Below are 18,007 nucleotides of genomic sequence, written 5' to 3' on the forward strand. Positions count from 1 at the left end.
CAGGACGCCTTGTCGAGGGCGGCCTGGTACTCGGCGCGCACGGCGTCGCCGCCGGCCTTGCGCCACGCGTCGCGGTACTCGTCGATGGCTGTGAGCGGCATGCGGCCCGAGGCGATGCCGGCGCGGTAGTCCGTGTCGATCTCCGACATCCGGGCGCCGTTCGACGTGTTCGTCTCGCTATACAGGCCGACGACGGGGCTCGGCACGGTGGCGGCCATGAGCGGCTCGACGGACTCGCGGAAGTTGTCGACGAACCCCATCGACTTCTGCGGCACCACGAACGACGGCGACTTGAACGCGCCCAGCCACTGGATCCCCGCGCGGTCGGCGTTGGCCGCCTTGTCGCCCAGGTCGGTCACGACGTGGTTCTCGCCGAACTCCCAGTTGAAGCCCTCCTTGCCGCTGTGGATGAACAGCGCCTCGGAGGAGCCGTCGGGCGCCCGCCAGTAGTTGATGACGTTGAGCAGCTCCTCGAGCCGCTTCGGGTCCTGGGCCGCCTTCGCGGAGATCGCGACGATGCCCCAGTACCCCGTGTCGCGCTCGATGACGAGCTTGCCGCCGTCGACGGCCGGCGGGACGAACAGGCGCGGGTCGGCGCCCGTCGTCAGCTCGGCGGTGTTGGCCAGGATGCTCGACCCGAAGTACCCGTTGAACGCGTCGACCGTGATCGCGGCCTGGCCGTTCTTGAACAGCTCGGACGCCTTGGCCCCTGCGTCGCCAGCGCGAGGGCGTCGGGGTGGTAGACGCCGGCCTTGAAGAGGTCGTTGTGGTACTTGAGCGCGTCCGCATAGGCGTCCGTCTCGATCATGTGGACGAGCTTGCCCTTGTCGTCGAGCTGCCAGGTGGTGCCCACCTGGTGCATCCAGCTCACGACCGACTGCCACTTGCCGTCGAAGGCGGGGATGCCCCACACCTCCTTGCCGAGGGCGCTGCCCAGGCCCGCGATCGCAGTCATCATCTCCAGGAAGCCGGCCGCGTCCTTGGGCAGGGCGTCGAACCCGGCCGCCTGCACGAGGTCCCAGCGGATGGCCGGGAAGTTGGTCAGGTACGGGTTCTCGTTCGGGACGCCGAAGATGCGCCCGTTCTTCGCCGACGCCTTCCAGGCGTTCGTGCCCACGTTGGCCAGGTTGGGCCACTGCAGGATCTTGTCGCCCGCGAGCACCTCGGACAGGTCGGCGAAGACGCCGTCGCCGATCGCCTTCGCCGCGACGGCGGTGGCGTCCTGGACGAAGGAGAGGTCGGGGATGCTCCCGGAGGCGATCGTCGTCGCCATCTTCTCGTTGTACGTGTCGCTCGCGACCAGCGTCGGCGTGTACTCGCCGCCGAGGCGCTCGTTGAGGTCGGCCCAGTACTGGTTGTCCGGGACCTTGCGCGGCGGGGCGCCCCACAGCACCTGGAACGTGGTCACGGAGCCGCCCGTCAGCGGCTTCGACGTCACCGAGTCGAAGTACTTCTGGATGGGCTGCGTGTAGATCGCGGGCATCCCCTCGACCTTGCTGACGATGCCGCCCTCGAGCGCCGGGGGCGCGACGTACGTCGGCAGCTGCAGCTTCACGGTCTCGCTCAGGTTGGCGCGCCGGGCGCCGGCGGCGGCGCCGCTCGGCGAGCAGGCGGCGAGGGCGACGGCGGCCGCCCCCAGCCCGGCCAGCCCGAGGAAGTGCCGCCGGCTGAGCGGCAGGGTGGTCAACGGCGGGTTCGTGGTGCTCATCTCTTCTCCCTTGAAGGTCAGGCGGGTAGGTCGGTGGGGCGTCAGGCCGAGCGCGCCAGCGTGGCGTGGTCGACCCGGTGCGCGAGCGGGACACCGCTCACCAGGCGTGCGAGCTCGTCGACGACGCCTTGGGCGAGGCGGCGCAGCTCGGTGCCCTTGGACCCCGCGACGTGCGGCGTGACCAGCACGCGGGGGTCGGACAGGAGGGGTGACGTCGGCGGCAGCGGGTCGGGCTCCGTCACGTCGAGGACGACGGTCAGGCCGCGCCCGTCGTCGGCGCGACGGGCGAGCTCCGCCTCCAGCGCGGCCGTGTCCACGAGGCTGCCGCGCGACGTGTTGACCAGGACGGCGCCGTCGCGCAGCGTCGCGAGCCGGCGGGCGTCGAGCTGGTGGTAGGTCTCGGGCGTCGCCGGGGCGTGGACGGTGACGACGTCGCTCGTGGCGACGAGCTCGTCGAGCCCGAGCGGCGCGACGCCGAGCAGGTCGGCGGCGGCCGGCGAGAGGTACGGGTCGTAGACGACGACCTCGAGGTCGTGGCGCCGCAGCGCCTCGACGACCCGCCGCCCCGTGCGGGACGCCCCGACGACGCCGACGCGCTTGCCGTAGTTGCCGACGCCGGCGACCGTGCCGTGGCTGCCGACGCCGGCGCCCTGACGGGTCTCGTCGTAGCCCGGGTACGGGGTGGTCGCCGGCACCAGCACGCCCTTGTTGGCGAGCAGGACGACGGCGAGCGTGAACTCCGCGACGGGGATCGCGTTGGCCTCGGCCTGGGTCGAGACGAGGATGCCGCGCTCGTGCACGACGTCGTCGACGATGCCGCGCACCGTGCCGGCCGAGTGCAGGACGGCCCGCAGCCGCGGCATCCGGTCGACGACGGCGGCGTCGACCAGCGGCGTGCCCCACCCGGTGACGAGCACCTCGGTGCGCGCCAGGACGTCGTCGGCCCCGGTGAAGTCGGCCAGGACCGTCACCTCGCCCGCCAGGGCTCGCAGCGCGCCGAGCATGCGCTCGTCGAACAGCCGCCGGCGCGTGCTCTCCTCGAGCACGCAGGTGACCACAGGTCCGCTCTCCATCGGTTCGCTCCTCCTCGTCGCGGTGCGGGCGGAGCACAGGCAAGCGCCGGACGCGGACGCGGGTCAACCAGAGCGACAGATTTCGCTCACATTCGCTCAGTCGACGCTCGGCCTCGGGTCGGCCGGTCCGGTGGACTCCCGGACCACGAGCTCGGGCAGGAGCGTCGTGAGCTGCGGGCTCGACCCCCGGCTGCGGCCGCCGCCCAGCACCCGGTCGACGACGAGGCGCACGGCCTCGCGCCCGACGTCGTGCTTCGGGGGCGAGACGGCCGTCAGCGGCGGCGCGCCGAGCTCCGCGACCTCGTCGTCGTAGGCCACCACGGAGAGCCCGCCGGGCACCGCGACGCCCCGCAGGGCGGCAAGGTCGGCGAGCGCCATCGCGTACTCGTCCGGGTGGGCGACCACGGCCGTGATCCCCTCGGCGGCGCAGCGGTCGAGCAGCGCGTCGAGGGCCGCGCCGAGCACGGGCGCGGGGCTGCCGAGCCGCGGGAGCCGCACGACCCGCTCGGCGTGACCGGGCGCGAACCGGGCGGCCGCGGCCGTGAAGCCCTCCACGAGCCACGTGGCCGTCACGCTCAGCGGGTTCACGGCGACGGCCACGCGCTCGTGCCCCAGGGCGGCGAGGTGACCGAGGGCCCGCTGGATCCCCGCCGCGTGGTCGGAGCGGACGTGGTCGAGGGCCGGGCCGACGGTCAGGTCGAGCGACCCGCGCTCCACGATCACGACGGGCACGTCGACGGCGCGGAGCATCGCGTACGTGTGCGGGTCCCGCTCCTCGACGTCGGCCGGCGCGACGAGCAGCCCGTCGACGCCGAGGGCGAGCGTGCGCCGCACGTGCTCGCGCTCCAGGTCGCCGTCGTAGTCGCTCACGCCGAGCACCAGGCGGACGCCCAGCTCGGCGGCGGCCTCGCGCATGCCCTGCAGCACGCGGTCGAAGTAGTAGCGCGCCTGCGGCACGACGACGCCGAGCGCGGCGACGGCGGCGAGCGACGACGGCGCGCCCGGCCCGCCGTCACCGGCCGGACGCTGCACGGCGGCGGCGCCGCCGTGGACGCGCTCGACGAGCCCCTCGTCCGCGAGCTCCGTCACGTCTCGGCGCAACGTGGCGACCGAGACGCCGAGCCGGCGCGAGAGGTCCGAGATCCGTACGGTCCCGCGCAGGCGCAGCTCGCGCAGGATGGCGTCGCGGCGTTGGGTGGCAAGCATGGTCCTCCTCGGTCGATGAGCGAAACCTAGCGTTTCACAAGAGCGACCTTGACGCGTACGACCACGCTCCCGACGCTGGGGACGTGCCGACGACGACGTCCCTCGCCCTGCCGCCCCTCGACCTCGACCTCAGCCCGGTGACCGGCTGGACCCGCGCGCACCACGTCGCCGTCCTCGAACGGGTCCTCGACGCGTGCCGCCGGCACGCGAGCGCGTCGGGCGCCCGGATCACGTTCGACGGCCGGTCCTCGCGGGCGGGCGCCGACTCCGACGGCCTGGAGGGCTTTGCCCGCAGCTTCCTGGGTGCAGCGTTCCGCGTGGCCGGCGAGCCCGAGGCGGCGGGCGGGTCGCTGTCCTGGTACGCCGACGGGTTCGCCGCGGGCACCGACCCGGCCCACCCCGACGCCTGGCCGCTGCCCGCGGACCGGTACCAGCCGATCGTCGAGTCCGCCGCGCTCGCCCTCGGGCTCGGCCTGACGCGGGACACGTTCTGGGACCGGCTCCCGGAGCCGACCCGGGCGAGCACGGCCCGCTACCTGGGCCACGCCACCGGCGCGCGCACGCACGACAACAACTGGACGCTGTTCACCACCGTCGTCGACGAGGTGCTGCTCCACCTCGACGATGACGCCTCGGACGCGCTGCGCCGGCGCCGGGCCGACGAGGTCGAGGCGACGCTCGCGCGCATCGAGCGCTGGTACCGCGGGGACGGCTGGTACTCCGACGGCGACGGGCAGCGGTTCGACCACTACGCCGGCTGGGCGATGCACTTCTACCCGCTGTGGTGGGCGCGCCTGGCCGCCGACCGCGCGCCCGACCTCGCCGCCGAGCTCGGCGCCCGCTACGCCGCGCGGGCGCGCCGCTTCCTCGAGCAGCTCGTCGAGACGTTCGGCGCGGAGGGGCGCCCGCTGCACCAGGGCCGCTCGCTCACCTACCGCTTCGCCGCGCTCGCCCCGTTCTGGACGGCCGCGCTCCACGACGCCGTGCCGTTGCGCCCCGGGCAGCTGCGCACGCTCGGCTCGTCGACCGTCCGGCACTTCGTCGACGGCGGTGCGCTCGCCCCGGACGGGCACCTCACGACGGGCTGGCTGTCTGAGTACCCGCCGATCGCCCAGCCCTACTCGGGCCCCGGGTCGCCGATGTGGGCGTCGAAGGGTTTCGCTGGCCTCGCCCTGCCCGCCGGCCACCCCGTGTGGACGGCGACCGAGGAGCGGCTCCCCGACGACGAGCGGGCGGTCGCGCTCCCGGTGCCCGGGCTCGCCCTGACCCGGACGCGGCGCGGCGTCGTGCGCGCGGCGAACCACGGCAGCGACCACTACCCCACGCTCACGGGGTTCGACGACCCGTACTACTCCCGGCTCGCGTACACGACCCACACCGGCCCCGTCCCTGAGCCCGACGACGCCGTCGAGGAGCACCTCGCGCTCGTCCGCGACGACGGCGTCCCGTCCCGTCGCGTGCAGATCCTGCGCGGCGCCCCTGTCGCGGCCGACGGCACGACCGTCCGCGGCACCTCGACGCACCGCCCGTCCTGGCAGCCTGACGACGTCGAGCGCCCCGACGGGTGGCAGGTGACGACCGTGACGGCGGCCGCGCCCGGCGTGGAGGTGCGCCTCCACCGCGTGACCGGGACGGCGTCCGGCCGCCCCGTCGTCGGCTCCCGCGAGGGCGGCCCGTGCGTCGCCGGGCGCGCACCCGCCCACGGGGCGGCGTCCAGCGGACCGCGCCCGGCCGCCTGGGCACGCTCCGGCGACCTCACGGCGTGGACCGTCGGCCTCCACGGCTGGACGACCGCGCGCCTCCACACCACGGCACGCACCGCGTTCGGGAACGACGCGCTCGTCCCCGTGCTCGAGGCCGCCGGCACCCCGGCGCTGCTCGTGAGCGTCGTCGGCCTCGACGCCGTCGCCGAGCCGCTGCCCGGCGTCGTGCCGGACGTCGACGCCCGGTGGCTTCCCGGTGACGGCGGTCTCGAGGTCACGGTCGCCCCGTGGCGCGACGGCGAGAGCATCCCGACGGTGATCGTGCTTCCCGTCGACGGTGCGGTGGGGTGAGCGCCGCGGCGCCACGCTCACGCGAACTGCACGTTGCTCGGCCCGAAGATCGCGTACATCAGCGGGAAGTAGTTGCCCTGTCTCACCCCCGCGTCGATGACCGTCCGCAGGGCGTCCCGCAGCGACCTCCGCTCGGAGTAGATCGCCGTGAGCAGAGCCTGCCCGACGCCGTCGGCCATGGCAGCGTGGACGCTCCAGTCGGTGCCGATGAAGGCCTGAGCCCGCCACGTCCGGGTGAAGAAGTCGACGAACGGCGCCCCGAAGATCGCGTCCGCCTGGCCGGAGGCGCAGGCGTTGAGGATGACGACCGGGTTGCTGTCGCGCGGCCTGCCCCACCACGTGCCCAGGTCCTCGAGCGTGACCCGGGATGGGTCGTCCTCCGCGACGCCGAAGCCGAGCACGCTGTCCTCCGTGCCCGTCCCGAGCGCGGTGACGGGGTTCGCGGGCACCGCGTGGCAGAACAGGTAGAGCAGGTCGCTCGCGTCGCCGCTCTCGGCCCACGTGCGCAGGTCGTCCGGCATCGTCGCGACGTCCTGCACCGTGGACGACGACGACGCGCGGCCCCGGAGCACACCGACGAAGTCCCGCTGCTGGTCGCCGCGCGGCACGTGCTCCCCGACGACGGGCTTGAGCGCGCAGGCGGCGCCGCGATGCACGCTGCGACCGTGGGCCTGGGGCACGACGTCGCGGTAGATGTCGAAGCGCACGCCCCAGAAGCCCTGTGGGTCGACGTCGTCGGGGCCAGGGTCGTCCGGCAGCTCCTTGTCGTACAGCAGCCCCCACGGCAGCGGATAGGTGCCGGCGATGACCTGGAGCTGGCGTGGCGGCGAGCTCGCCGGGGTCTCGCGGACCACGTCGGCCAGCTCGGTGAGCTCGACCGGCGGAGCCCCCTTCGCCCAGGTCGCGAACACGCTCCGGTGGAGCCGCGACCCGATCCTCGCGAGCTCGACGGCCGACCGTCCGGCGTCGTCGCCCAGGAGCGCGAGGTCCGCACCCGCGGGGAAGCGCTGGGACAGGGCCCGCAGCCCCTGGTAGGCGTAGTGGGCGCCACCGGCGACGAAGGTCGTCAGGTCGCGCTCCCACTCCACCCGGTGCTGCAGCACGTTGCCCACGTGCAGCGACGCCGTCCGGTCGGTCAGCTCCAGGCGCAGGTCCGCACCGGTCCGGTCGGTGATCGACGTCATCGGGATCACGACCGGTGCCTCGGTGCCGGGCGCGGCGCCCGGACCGGACCCGGCCCCGGCTCCGGCCCCGGCCCCGGCTCCGGCCCCGGCCCCGACCCCGACGACGTCGAGGTCGACGACCTGTTCCGCGACCGACCCGCCGTCGACCAGGAGCGCCACGGTGATCCGGGCCGGTCCGGCCTCGCCCGCCGTGAACGAGACCCGGTACGGCGGCGTCCCGTCCTCGGCGCAGTCGACCGGCGCGGAGCCGACGACGGCGTGCGTCGCACCGTCGGCGTCGGTGAACCGTCCGTTGCGCGCCCGCAGCACGAAGGCGACCTTCCGCCCGAGCACCGCCGTGGCGTCGAGGGCCTGGCTGAGCGCCGCCTCCCGAACGGCCCGTTCGAGCGCCGTCTCGAACGGGTACGTCCCGCCGGCCGAGACCAGGTGCGGCCGGTTCCGCAGGATCCCGGCGTCCTCCGGGAACCGGACGTTCCAGAACAGCTCCCCCGACGGCGCCCCGCCCGCCTCGTCGAGCGTCGCCTCCAGCACCCGCTCGACGTCGGGCGCCGCCTCGGTCGCGGCGGCACCGCCCACCACGCTCGCCATCGCCTGCTCGACGAGCTCGTTGAGCGTCGTCGCCGAGGTGGCCGACCCGGCACCCGTCTGGATCGCGTCGAGCAGCACGTGCGGCGTCGAGCCGTACCGGGCGAGCACCGGCGTGAGCAGGTCCGACATCCTGGCCAGGGGCTTCCTGGCGGGCCGCAGCACGTGCTCGACGACGGCCTCGATCCCCTCGGCGGCGGTCGTGGCGTAGGTGTCGGCGCCCGCGAGGATCGCCCGCAAAGGGGTCCACGAGCGCCGCCGCGCGCCCTGGACGACGATCAGGCCCGTCGCCGAACGGGCCTGGGCGATCAGCTCCTCGAGGTCGTCGGGCTCGTCGTCGTCCTGGAGCAGGAGCACGTCGTAGCGGCGCGCTCCGATCCGGGTGTACGCCTCGGCGCGCGTGCCGACGACGTCGACGGTGACGTTGGCGAGCGAGCCCAGGTCCACGATCCCGCCGGTCTCCAGGCCGGGCGTGGTGCCGGCACGGTCGGTGACGGACAGGATCGAGAACGCCTCGTCCCCGAGGGCGCTCTGCAGGGCGTCGAGATCCATCGCGGGCTCCGGCGGCAGGTCACTCGAACGGGTCGTCGGTGAACACGTCGGCCAGGTCCTCGGGCCCGAGGATCTCCGTGGTGAGGCGCCCGAACAGTCCCCTTCTCACCTTGACGCAGTGGAACAGCGGCGTGCCCTTCGCGCAGAGCGACGTGTACCCGCTGCCTCTCCAGTTCGAGGCGCTCCACCCCAGCCTCGCGTCCGCGATGGCGACGTCCTTGAGGGGCTCGGGCAGGTCGGTGTTCGCCTTCAGGTCGACGGACGACCCGCTCTCGCGGCTGACGACGAGGGTCGCGGACTCGGCCTCGATCACCTCGACGACCAGGATCCACCTCTCGTTCCACCCGCCGGTCCGGGCGAGCTCCTTGATCCGCCGCTGCACCGGCGGGATCTCGCGGACGCGGGTGCGCGTCGCCCCCTCGTAGGCGAGGGCGAACCCGCTCTCGCGCGTGAAGGTCAACGACGCCGTCGCCTGCACGCTCACGCCGGGCGCGGCGGGTATGGCGGCCTTGGCACCGGCCCCGACGTCGGTGACGCGCCTGCAGCCGTCGTAGTACGTCTCCGACCCGGGGACCGGCTCGCTCTCGACCGGCACGGCGTCCCGCCACCCCGGCCAGTCGAGCACGTTCCCGAGCTTGACCAGCACGCCCTCGTCGTTCTGGTCGAAGTAGTCCCCCACGTGCACCGGGACGATCTGGGGGTACGCGCCGAGGAAGCCCGTGGCTCCCCGGACCAGCCTGCTGAAGTCCCTCGCCGACATCGCCGACTCCCGTCTGGACGAGACGCCACGCTGCGTGTGCGTCGCAGTGCTCTCAGCATGGGTCGGCCCACGGCATCGCGCCCGGTCGGCAGCGGGTGATTGTGCGGCGGCTGAGCGGCTCGAAGGGTTTCGGAAAGTCGTTGTGGACGACTACCTCGCACGCCTCGTCGACGAGCCGCGATGCCGGCGCGGGCGAGCGCCGCGGCGGACGGTGCGACACCGTCCTCGGAACGCGGATCGATCGCACGCGAGCCGTCGATGTGCTCAGTCGCTCCCGGCCTCCGCTCGGCTCGCGACGAGCTCGGCGTCCCGGAAGACGCGGTCGGCCGCCTTCCTGCCCAGGTCGAGCAGGGCGACGATCTCCGCCTTGCCCATGCTGGTGGTCGCTCGGAGCTCCGCGGCCCGGCGCGCGAGCGCGAGCCGCTCGGGCTGCCCCTCGGGCGACTCGTAGAACCGCGCGTCGGAGAGCAAGTCGCTGACGGTGGACGGCGACTTGCCGAGCACCGCAGCGATGTCATCGAGCGTGCGCCCGTCGCGCTGGAGCGCGAGGGCCTCGGCCGCCTCGACGGCGCGAGGTCGGCGGGCCCGCGCAGGCATTGTTGCCGCTCGGACGATCGGTTCCGTCGGGGGCACCGGGTCGGTGGCGCCGTCGAAGGCCGTGGGCTGCGGGGGACGCGTTCGCGTGGGTGGCGGCACCACGGGTGGGTCGCCGGGGACCGCTGCGAGGAAGTCGGCGACCGAGATCACCGGCTTGCCGTACTCGGCTGCCTTGCGTGCCTTGCCGGACTGGGTGCCGAGCTCGGCGACGACGAGGAGGTCGCACCGCGTCTTGGTGACGTTGTTCACCGGAGCGAGTCCGATGCGTTCGGCGTGCTCGTTCATCTCCGCGCGTGAGAGCGGGGAACCGTCGGGGCCGATGGCGTCGCCCGTGAAGCAGACGCGCGCACCGCGATACACCGCCGATGCGGCATCGGCACCGCCCGCCCACGCGAGCTCGGCGCCGAGGTCCGTCCCGAGCATCGGCATGAGCAGGCTCAGCCGCTCGACGAGGGTGGGCGACAGCCCCGCGGACTTCTGCGCCACGGACGTGAGCCGGGCCGTGACGACCTGCCGGATCATCTCGTTGCCCGCCGCCGACTCCGGTGGAGCGGGGACGCCGTGGAGGATGGCGTCGCTGACGGTGCGGCTCGCGCTGATGAGCGACGCCAGCGCCGGCCCGGCGTCGGGCACGGTCACCGTGTCCCGCGTCAGGACGTACGACGCCTGGTCCTCAGCGTTCGCCGGTTCGAAGGCAGCCCCGCCCTCCCCGCCGTCACGGCGGAAGATGGCCAGGGCGGCCCGCGCGCGGCGCAGCGCCGACGGCGCGGCGAGCTCCGCCGCCTCGTCACCCTTGGCGTGGCTGGGGTCGACGACAACACCGGGCGGGAACGGACGGACGACCCCGAGCCGCTTGAGCTCCCAGTCGACGTAGCCGAGCGTGCGGTCGACGTCGACGCCCACCGCCACGGCGCCGTCGAGGAGCCTGGCCAGGACCGACCACGCCTGGGCGAGGTTCGGCGCCAGGGTGATGTCGTCGACCCCGAGGTCGAAGGCCTCCCGCGCTCCGGTCAGGTCCCGCTCGGGGTTGACGAGCGTCGAGAACTCGGTCCCGTCGTCGAAGGCGAGTGCGATCTCGACCGGCCTCGGCTTCGAGCGGACGTCGTCGGCTCCGACGAGCAGGGCAGCGACCGCCACGTGGCCGCGCGCCTGCGCCCCCGAGGCCGCCGCGAGGAAGCGGACGACCCGCCGGTCGGTCTGGAGGTGGCGGGCCTCCACCGGGCGATGGAGCACCAGACCCTGCATCGAGGTGCACCGGCTCAGCGCGACGTACGCCTGCCCGAACGCGAAGGTGCCCCCGGACAGGTCGACGACCAGCCGGTCAAGCGTGAGTCCCTGGCACTTGTGGATCGTGACGGCCCAGGCGAGCTTGAACGGCAGCTGCGTGTACCCGCCGACCACCTCGCGCGACATCGCACCGTCGACGAAACGCGGCTCCGTCACCTCCCACGTGTGCGCGGTGACCTCGACGACGTCGCCGCCGTTGAGACGCACGACGACGGCGTCCCCGTCGACCTTCTCGACGCGCCCGATCGTGCCGTTGACCCAGCGGTCGGCCGTGTCGTTGTTGAGCAGCATGATCTGCGCCCCGACCTTGAACACCACCACGTCCTCGACGGGGCTGTCGAAGTTCGAGGTGTCACCCCACGTCGTCGCCGCGCGGTGGAACGCTTCTCCAGGCAGGCGCTCGAGTGCGGCGCGGTTGCGGGACGTCACGATGGAGTTCGTCGGGGCGACCGTCAGCCAGAACTCGTCGGCCGGCGGCTCGAACGCGCCGTCGGCGCGGGTGTTGAGGTCGGCCCGCATCTCGTCGGCGAGCAGCCCCTCGCGGACCGCGTTGAGCAGGCCGGTCAGGCGATCGTCGCCGAGCTGGCGGAACACCTTGGTGAGCGCCACCGTCGGGAACCGATCACGCGAGAAGGCGCGCGCGGAGAAGAAGTACTCCGTCTCGTACCGCGACGCGAGCCACGCCTTCTCCCGCTCAGGCACGACGGGCGGCAGCTGGAACAGGTCGCCCACGAGCACGACCTGCACGCCTCCGAACGGCTTGCCCGGGTGCGGCCCATAGCGGCGCAGCGCGACCTCGATCTGGTCGAGCAGGTCCGCCCGCACCATCGACGCCTCGTCGATGATCAGGGTGTCCATCCCCCGGATCTCGCGCGCGAACCTCCTCGGCCGGTAGTCGCCCGTCTCGACGTCGTCGAGCGTGGTGCTCGCCCCGAACGAGAACAGGCGGTGGAGGGTCAGGCCGTCGACGTTCAGCGCGGCGATCCCCGTGGGGGCCGCGACGACGACGCGACGCCGGGTCGACTCCATGAAGTGCCGGATCAGCGTCGACTTGCCCGTCCCCGCCTTCCCTGTCAGGAACATCGAACCGCCCGAGGCGAGGATCCCCAGCGCTGCCTCGAACTCCTCGGTCAGCTCGATGCGCTTCGCCGGGGACACTGACACCACCGCGTCGTCTGCCGTCGGCGGAGGCGAAGCCTGCGCGACGACGTCGATGACGTTGCCAGGCAGAAGCTCGACGACGTCGCGCACGGGTCCGTCATATCCATGGCGCCCGAAGCCCACGACGACGACCGCACGTCCGGCATCATCGATGCCGACGTCACCCACCCGCGGCCGCGTCGCCGGTCGCCACGCGAACGCGTACCCCCGCCGGTCGTCCTGCGGCGCAAGATCGACGACCCACGCGGGGAGGTCGGCTGCGGGGACCGGGTACGACGACGTCGCGGCGAGGTACTCCACCTGGACGACGACAGGCTCGGAGACGCTCGGTGCCGAGCCGACGCGTGTGCGCGCGGCTTCGACGGTGCGAAGGAGTGCCTCTGCGGCTCCGGTCTGCTTCCTGCGGAAGTGAAGCTGCACCGCGGGACCGTCCCGCTCGATGGTGATCACGCCGTTGACCAGGCGCGTCGCCGCCTTGAAGCGCACCTGGCCGATCCGGTCGAGCGGGATCACGACCTCACGTGCACCGAGCGCACCACGACCGAGCACGTTGGTCGCGCTGACCGCCACCGAGCCCTCGTCGACGGACACCCGCACGCAGTACAGGTCGAAGATGCTGGACTCCGTCAACGCTCGTCTCCCTTGCTGTGCAGTCTGGCCGACGCCGAACGCGCGCCCTCGCCAACGTCGATCTGGCCGATGACGACAGCCGTGACCCGGGCCGCGTGGCGCCCCCAGATCAGGTCCTCGAACAGGTCGCCCATTCCCCGCCCTGTCCACATGGTCCGTCGACGGTCCGCGCCGACGAACCCCCTGCATCACCGGGATGATCCGGTCGGCGGCGTCGAGCTGGCGCGGGCGCGCCTCGAAGCCGAGTTGCCTGAGCACGTCGGCGGGACGAAACCTACCCGGCCCACGGCGCTCGGAGCCCGCAGAGGCGGATTGCGTCGCCCCGTACGGCGACCGCCACCATGTGCCAACCGCCGCGCCGTCGCCGACCTGACCCCGTACACGGAAGTGCCCGCTGCTCAACGACGGGACCGCTCCAGCATCGCCGACGACGGCACGTTCGTCCTGCCTGACCTGCACGGCTCCAGCTCGGACCCGTGCTCGCCCGCGGGCCCGTATCAAGAGCGCGCCCCCCACGCTCCCTCGGACCAGAGAAAGTCCTCCGAGCCACACCGAGGTGCGCCATGCCGGTCAAGGTCCCTCCCGCACCGTCGACGCAAGACGGCGCCACGTTGCCCGCCGCGTTCCGGGGCGAGGCCGAGCTCATCGTCGTGTCGACGCCGGCCGCCGGGCTGCGCGCCACCCTCGAGGGCCTGCAGTCGGTGCGGCGGGCACCGGTGGCCCCGCTGACCACGCTGCTCGGGGAGTCGGCGGCGGAGCTGCGCCCGGTGTTCGGCCTCGAGGAGGTGGCCGCCGCCAAGGCGCGCAGGGCCACCGAGGTCAGCGGCATCGAGGTGCCCGACCTGTCGCTGTTCTACCGCGTCCAGCTCCCGGACGGGACCCCGGCCGAGGCGCGGGACAGGGTGTTCGCCAGGCTGCTCGACCGGCTCGCCGGCGAGAAGGCGATCGACGGCGTGTACGTCAAGCCGCCGACCATCCCGCCCCTGTGGCGCCTCGACTACGCCGTCGACGTCGACAACCTCAAGCTGTTCGACGTCTTCGAGAGGTTCACCTCACGGCAGGGGTACCTCGACCCCGCCCCCGGCGGCGTCGACGCCCGCTGGGCATGGACGCAGACGGGCGGCCGCGGCGACGGCGTGCAGATCATCGACATCGAGGGCAACTGGCGGTTCACTCACGAGGACCTCACTGCCAACCAGGGCGGCGTCGTCGCCGGCACCCGGCTCGACGACGTGATCGACTGGCGCAACCACGGCACCGCGGTGCTCGGGGAGATCAGCGGCGACCAGAACCTGTTCGGCATCACCGGCATCGCCCCGAACGCGAACATCCGGACGATCTCACACGGCGGGATCGGGTCGTCGTCGGCCATCCGACAGTCCGCCGACCTGCTCTCACCTGGTGACCTCATCCTCCTTGAGATGCACCGCCCCGGGCCGCTGCACGACTTCGCGTCGCGCAACGACCAGGACGGCTACATCGCCGTCGAGTGGTGGGAGGACGACTTCGCGGCAATCCGATACGCGGTCGCGCGGGGCATCGTCGTCGTCGAAGCCGCCGGGAACGGGGCACAGGACCTGGACGGCAGGCTGTACGAGACGCGACCCTCGGGCTTCCCGTCCGGCTGGACCAACCCGTTCCGGCGGGCGAACCGGGACTCGGGCGCGATCGTCGTGGGTGCGGGTGCGCCACCGGTCGGGACGCACGGGTTCACCTGGGGAAACGACCGCTCCCGGTTGGGGTTCTCCAACTGGGGTGCGCTCGTCGACGCCCAGGGCTGGGGCGGTGGCGTCACGACCACCGGGTACGGCGACCTGCAGGGCGGCACAGACGAGGACCGGTGGTACACCGACGACTTCGGAGGGACGTCCAGCGCCTCCCCGATCGTCACGGGCGCGCTCGCCGCGACACAGGGCGTCCTCAAGGCGCGCGGCCGGATCCCGCTGTCCCCGGCACGGGCGCGTGCGTTGCTGCGGTCCACCGGGTCGGCGCAGCAGGACGAGCCGAGCCGCCCCGCCACCCAGAGGATCGGCAACCTTCCCGACCTCCGCTCGCTCGTCCCGGAGGCGCTGCGGACCGTCAACCACACGGGCACCCAGTTCACCGGCTCGCTCGCGGCCGGCCAGACGGCCCGCTGGTTCACCTTCGGCTGGCCGGCCCACTGGCACGTCTACTGGACGGTGGTCCCCACCATCCCGCGCAACGGCGTCCGGCAGCTGCGGTGGAAGGTCCAGGTGGAGCGCGCCTCGGACGCGACGATCACCTACTGGATCGAGATCACGAACCTCACGTCCGCGTCCATCGACGTCGAAGCCCGCTTCGCGGTGCTCGGCCAGTAGCCCGGCTCCATCAAGGAGGAACGACCATGCACGTCGGAGTTCAGTTCACCGGCACCTTGCCCGCCAACGCGACCCAGCGCTGGTTCACCTTCGGCTGGCCCCAGCAGTCGCACGTCATCTGGAACGTCGTGTCCACGACCCCGCGAACCGGGGTCCGCCAGATCGAGTGGGACGTCGAGGTGGAGCGCGCGTCGGCCACCGCGATCACCTACTGGATCGTGATCCGGAACCTCTCCAACCAAGCCGTCAACATCGAGGCGCGCTACGCGGTCCTCAACTAAGGAGCACGCCATGACCAGGATCATCATCGAGCTCGACGACGTCGCCTCCGTGTCCAGCGCCGTCGTCGCACGCGTGCACTCCGCCGATCCCGCCGCGGCAAGCGAGGTGGTCGACGGCGGGCTCGCCGACGGCACGCTCGATGGTCCCGCGGGTCTGGACGCCGCAGGTCCCGCTGCCGCAGGCCGCGCCGTCGACGCAGGTAGCCCGCCGTCGTGGCTGTTCGACGCCCTCACCGGGGGTTCCGCCGAGGCGCTCAAGGCCGAGGCGCTGGATGCGGTGGAGGCTCCCACACCAGCGCGTGACGTCGTCGAACACCTCGCCGACACCGCACCCGACACCGACGGCGGCCCGGCCCCCACGTTCTAGCCGCGCCGTATCAGCCCTGACCTGAACCAGTGACATCTTCGGTGTGAGTCGAGTCGGACGTGCCCTGGAGCGCCCGGAGCGCTGAAGCACCCAGGCTCCGCGGCGCTAGGCAGCCACTGGAGCTCGATGAGTGCGTCGCCGGCCTCGATCCTGGTGCCTCCTCACGAGGCTCACGCGTTCGGTGAGCGCGAACCTCCCCGAGGAGGCGCCTTGTGCGTGGCGACGCCCGATCCCGGGTGGTCAGGCCGCTTGATGGTGCAGACCGCCGCCATCCCCAGGAATGGATTCCCGGTTTGGGGCAAACATGGATGCCATGAGCGCGGTTGCACGACGACGAATCCATGTCACCGACAACCCGGAGATCACCGCGTTGATCGGGCGCAACGCCCTGCCCGGTGAGCCACGAGCCGCCACGCTCGTCCGCCTCGCTGAGCGCGGAGACCGCGCCGGGGGCACCGCGCCGCCGGGACGGATGGTGTTCCCAGGCCCCGCGCGCGCCATCACGCGAGATGACGTCGACAACGCCCTGTACGGCGACGACGAGGACTTCGAGTGACCCGCCCCGCCATCTTTCTTCCAGACGTCAACGTCCTGGTCGCAGCTCACATCCAGTCGAGCAAGCACCACGTCGTCGCCTCACAGTGGTTCGACTCGCGCCCGGTGTTCGCGACCTGCGCCCTGACCGAGACCGGCATGGTCCGCGCCCTGTCCAGCACCGCCGTCAACCCGACGGGAAACGTGCTCCTAGCGCTGACGGCGCTGTCCCGTCTGCGCATGGAGCCGGGCGCGATCTTCTGGCCCGACGACTCCACCCTCACGGCACCCTTCATCGACACGACCAAGATGGCCGGGACCAGACAGGTGCCCGACTTCCATCTGCTCAACCTCGCAGCGTCCCGCGGCGCAGTCCTGGTCACCACCGACGCCCGGATCGAGACGTCCATCGCTTCATCCGACCGCAAGCATCTGCTGGTGCTGCGATAGGCAGACTCCCGTCGGTTACGCGACCCGTGCTTCAGGACGGCGCAACCTTCATGGACAAGTTCGCCCCGGTCGCCGCCGTCGGCCGGACTGGCACATGGAGCCCCTGTTCCAGATACCCAACGAAGGGGTCAGTCCAGGCGCGTGATGAAGCAGTTGATGAAGCACCGCGACCGGCGGGCGCCTTCGGACAAGCGAAAGACCCTCCGGTCCCAGCGTTCCCGCTGGTCGGAGGGCCCTTTCTCGGGTGGGCGATACTGGGTTCGAACCAGTGACCTCTTCGGTGTGAACGAAGCGCGCTACCACTGCGCCAATCGCCCCGGTGGTGCGTGGAAGACCTTAGCAACGATCCGGGCCTGCTCCAAACCCGTTGCGGTCGCGCGCCAGGTCAGGGGTCCAGCCGCTCCCGGTGCAGCCGGTCGAACAGCTCGCGGGCGGCCAGGGACAGAGGCCCGGCGGCGACAGGGACCCCGTCGAGCCAGGTCACGGGCTGGACGTTCCGCCCCGACGACGTCACGACCAGGTGCGCCTCCCCGGCGGTCACCTGGTCGAGCACGGCGAAGGGCAGCACCGCCTCGCGCACGGGAAGCCCCGCCTCCGTCCCCCACTCGAGCGCCAGCTCGCGCGTGATCCCGGCGAGGCACCCAGAGTCGAGCGGCGGCGTCAGCAGCTCTCCGCCCACCTCGACGAACACGTTGGACCCGGTCCCCTCGCACAGCTCCCCGCGGGTGTTCGCGAGCAGGGCTTCGTCTCCCCCGCGGGCGACGGCGTCCGCGAGCGCCACGACGTTCTCGGCGTACGAGGTGGTCTTGAGCCCGACGACGGCGGAGCGCTCGTTGCGGGTCCACGGCGAGCGCACGGACCGTCCTTCGGCGGCCATGACGCCGGCCTGCGCGGCGACCACCACGGTGAACGAGGAGGGTGCCCGCCCGGATCCCATCGGCCCGACGCCGGACGTGACGGTGATGCGCAGCCGCCCGTCGACGGCTCCGGCGGCGGCGCGCACGGCCTCGACGCCGGCCCGGACGCGCGCCTCGTCGTCGGGCGTCAGGTCGAGGCCCAGGCCCTGCAGCGACCGGCGTAGCCGGGCGACGTGCCGCGTGAGCGCGAACACGTCGCCGCCGACGAGCGTGCACGTCTCGAACGCCCCGTCGCCCACGGTGATGCCGTGGTCGAGCGCGCTCAGCGTGCCCTCGGACTCGCCGACCAGCCGACCGTTGACCCACACCACCGTCTTCATAC

The 18,007-nt window shown here is 72.8% G+C and carries 14 protein-coding genes and 1 tRNA gene; 6 read left to right on the forward strand and 9 right to left on the reverse strand.

Annotation, left to right across the window (positions count from 1 at the left end):
• Positions 1–604: 604 nt before the first annotated feature.
• From ET471_RS18685 to ET471_RS15100, 3 genes are all read right to left on the reverse strand, one after another.
• Positions 605–1,708, reverse strand: coding sequence for a type 2 periplasmic-binding domain-containing protein (locus ET471_RS18685; protein ID WP_242496317.1), 1,104 nt, complete (start codon positions 1,706–1,708; stop codon positions 605–607).
• Between the two features lie 41 nt (positions 1,709–1,749).
• A complete protein-coding gene (locus ET471_RS15095; protein ID WP_129189642.1) occupies positions 1,750–2,781 on the reverse strand; it encodes a hydroxyacid dehydrogenase in 1,032 nt (343 codons plus the stop codon).
• Positions 2,782–2,877: 96 nt separating this feature from the next.
• Positions 2,878–3,987 (reverse strand): LacI family DNA-binding transcriptional regulator, encoded by a 1,110-nt coding sequence (locus ET471_RS15100; protein WP_129189644.1) that lies wholly within the window; start codon positions 3,985–3,987, stop codon positions 2,878–2,880.
• Positions 3,988–4,070: 83 nt separating this feature from the next.
• Between ET471_RS15100 and ET471_RS15105 the strand changes: the two genes are divergently transcribed.
• Positions 4,071–6,041 carry a DUF2264 domain-containing protein gene (locus ET471_RS15105; protein ID WP_129189646.1) on the forward strand — a complete coding sequence of 657 codons (1,971 nt, stop codon included), beginning with the start codon at positions 4,071–4,073 and terminating at the stop codon, positions 6,039–6,041.
• Positions 6,042–6,058: 17 nt separating this feature from the next.
• Here the strand turns inward: ET471_RS15105 and ET471_RS15110 are convergent, their stop codons facing one another.
• From ET471_RS15110 to ET471_RS18690, 4 genes are all read right to left on the reverse strand, one after another.
• Entirely contained in the window at positions 6,059–8,362 is a 2,304-nt protein-coding gene (locus ET471_RS15110; protein WP_129189648.1) for a hypothetical protein, read from the reverse strand.
• A 19-nt stretch (positions 8,363–8,381) separates the two neighbouring features.
• A complete protein-coding gene (locus ET471_RS15115; RefSeq protein WP_129189650.1) occupies positions 8,382–9,122 on the reverse strand; it encodes a hypothetical protein in 741 nt (246 codons plus the stop codon).
• A 264-nt stretch (positions 9,123–9,386) separates the two neighbouring features.
• The gene (locus ET471_RS15120) at positions 9,387–12,797 is read right to left on the reverse strand and encodes an AAA family ATPase (protein ID WP_242496318.1); all 3,411 of its coding nucleotides are present in this window, start codon (positions 12,795–12,797) and stop codon (positions 9,387–9,389) included.
• Entirely contained in the window at positions 12,794–12,931 is a 138-nt protein-coding gene (locus ET471_RS18690) for a hypothetical protein (protein ID WP_242496319.1), read from the reverse strand. The genes ET471_RS15120 and ET471_RS18690 overlap by 4 nt, the downstream gene beginning before the upstream one ends.
• Positions 12,932–13,360: 429 nt before the next feature.
• Here ET471_RS18690 and ET471_RS15125 point away from each other — a divergent pair, with 429 nt between their 5' ends.
• The 5 genes from ET471_RS15125 to ET471_RS15145 all read left to right on the forward strand — a co-directional run bounded on the left by ET471_RS15125 (position 13,361) and on the right by ET471_RS15145 (position 16,768).
• Complete coding sequence (locus tag ET471_RS15125; RefSeq protein WP_129189652.1) at positions 13,361–15,136, forward strand: S8 family serine peptidase; 1,776 nt, start codon at positions 13,361–13,363, stop codon at positions 15,134–15,136.
• Between the two features lie 26 nt (positions 15,137–15,162).
• Positions 15,163–15,417, forward strand: coding sequence for a hypothetical protein (locus ET471_RS15130; protein WP_129189654.1), 255 nt, complete (start codon positions 15,163–15,165; stop codon positions 15,415–15,417).
• 10 nt (positions 15,418–15,427) lie between these two features.
• The gene (locus tag ET471_RS15135; protein ID WP_129189656.1) at positions 15,428–15,784 is read left to right on the forward strand and encodes a hypothetical protein; all 357 of its coding nucleotides are present in this window, start codon (positions 15,428–15,430) and stop codon (positions 15,782–15,784) included.
• A 313-nt stretch (positions 15,785–16,097) separates the two neighbouring features.
• On the forward strand, positions 16,098–16,340 hold the full coding sequence (locus ET471_RS15140) for a hypothetical protein (protein WP_129189658.1): 243 nt from the start codon (positions 16,098–16,100) through the stop codon (positions 16,338–16,340).
• Positions 16,337–16,768 (forward strand): PIN domain-containing protein, encoded by a 432-nt coding sequence (locus ET471_RS15145; RefSeq protein ID WP_129189660.1) that lies wholly within the window; start codon positions 16,337–16,339, stop codon positions 16,766–16,768. The genes ET471_RS15140 and ET471_RS15145 overlap by 4 nt, the downstream gene beginning before the upstream one ends.
• Before the next feature lie 245 nt (positions 16,769–17,013).
• Here ET471_RS15145 and ET471_RS15150 read toward each other — a convergent pair.
• Together ET471_RS15150 and ET471_RS15155 are read right to left on the reverse strand one after the other, a co-directional pair.
• A tRNA-Val gene (locus tag ET471_RS15150) sits at positions 17,014–17,085 on the reverse strand.
• Between the two features lie 68 nt (positions 17,086–17,153).
• A complete protein-coding gene (locus tag ET471_RS15155) occupies positions 17,154–18,005 on the reverse strand; it encodes an aminotransferase class IV (protein ID WP_129189662.1) in 852 nt (283 codons plus the stop codon).
• Positions 18,006–18,007 lie beyond the last annotated feature (2 nt).

This window comes from Xylanimonas protaetiae (assembly GCF_004135385.1).
Taxonomy (GTDB): Bacteria; Actinomycetota; Actinomycetes; order Actinomycetales; family Cellulomonadaceae; genus Xylanimonas; species Xylanimonas protaetiae.

Coding starts and splice junctions, on each gene's coding strand:
- ET471_RS15155 (WP_129189662.1), bottom strand. CDS start 18,005: ATGAAGACGGTGGTGTGGGTCAACGGTCGGCTGGTCGGCGAGTCCGAG.
- ET471_RS15125 (WP_129189652.1), top strand. CDS start 13,361: ATGCCGGTCAAGGTCCCTCCCGCACCGTCGACGCAAGACGGCGCCACG.
- ET471_RS15110 (WP_129189648.1), bottom strand. CDS start 8,362: ATGGATCTCGACGCCCTGCAGAGCGCCCTCGGGGACGAGGCGTTCTCG.
- ET471_RS18685 (WP_242496317.1), bottom strand. CDS start 1,708: ATGAGCACCACGAACCCGCCGTTGACCACCCTGCCGCTCAGCCGGCGG.
- ET471_RS15095 (WP_129189642.1), bottom strand. CDS start 2,781: ATGGAGAGCGGACCTGTGGTCACCTGCGTGCTCGAGGAGAGCACGCGC.
- ET471_RS15135 (WP_129189656.1), top strand. CDS start 15,428: ATGACCAGGATCATCATCGAGCTCGACGACGTCGCCTCCGTGTCCAGC.
- ET471_RS15140 (WP_129189658.1), top strand. CDS start 16,098: ATGAGCGCGGTTGCACGACGACGAATCCATGTCACCGACAACCCGGAG.
- ET471_RS18690 (WP_242496319.1), bottom strand. CDS start 12,931: ATGGGCGACCTGTTCGAGGACCTGATCTGGGGGCGCCACGCGGCCCGG.
- ET471_RS15115 (WP_129189650.1), bottom strand. CDS start 9,122: ATGTCGGCGAGGGACTTCAGCAGGCTGGTCCGGGGAGCCACGGGCTTC.
- ET471_RS15100 (WP_129189644.1), bottom strand. CDS start 3,987: ATGCTTGCCACCCAACGCCGCGACGCCATCCTGCGCGAGCTGCGCCTG.
- ET471_RS15130 (WP_129189654.1), top strand. CDS start 15,163: ATGCACGTCGGAGTTCAGTTCACCGGCACCTTGCCCGCCAACGCGACC.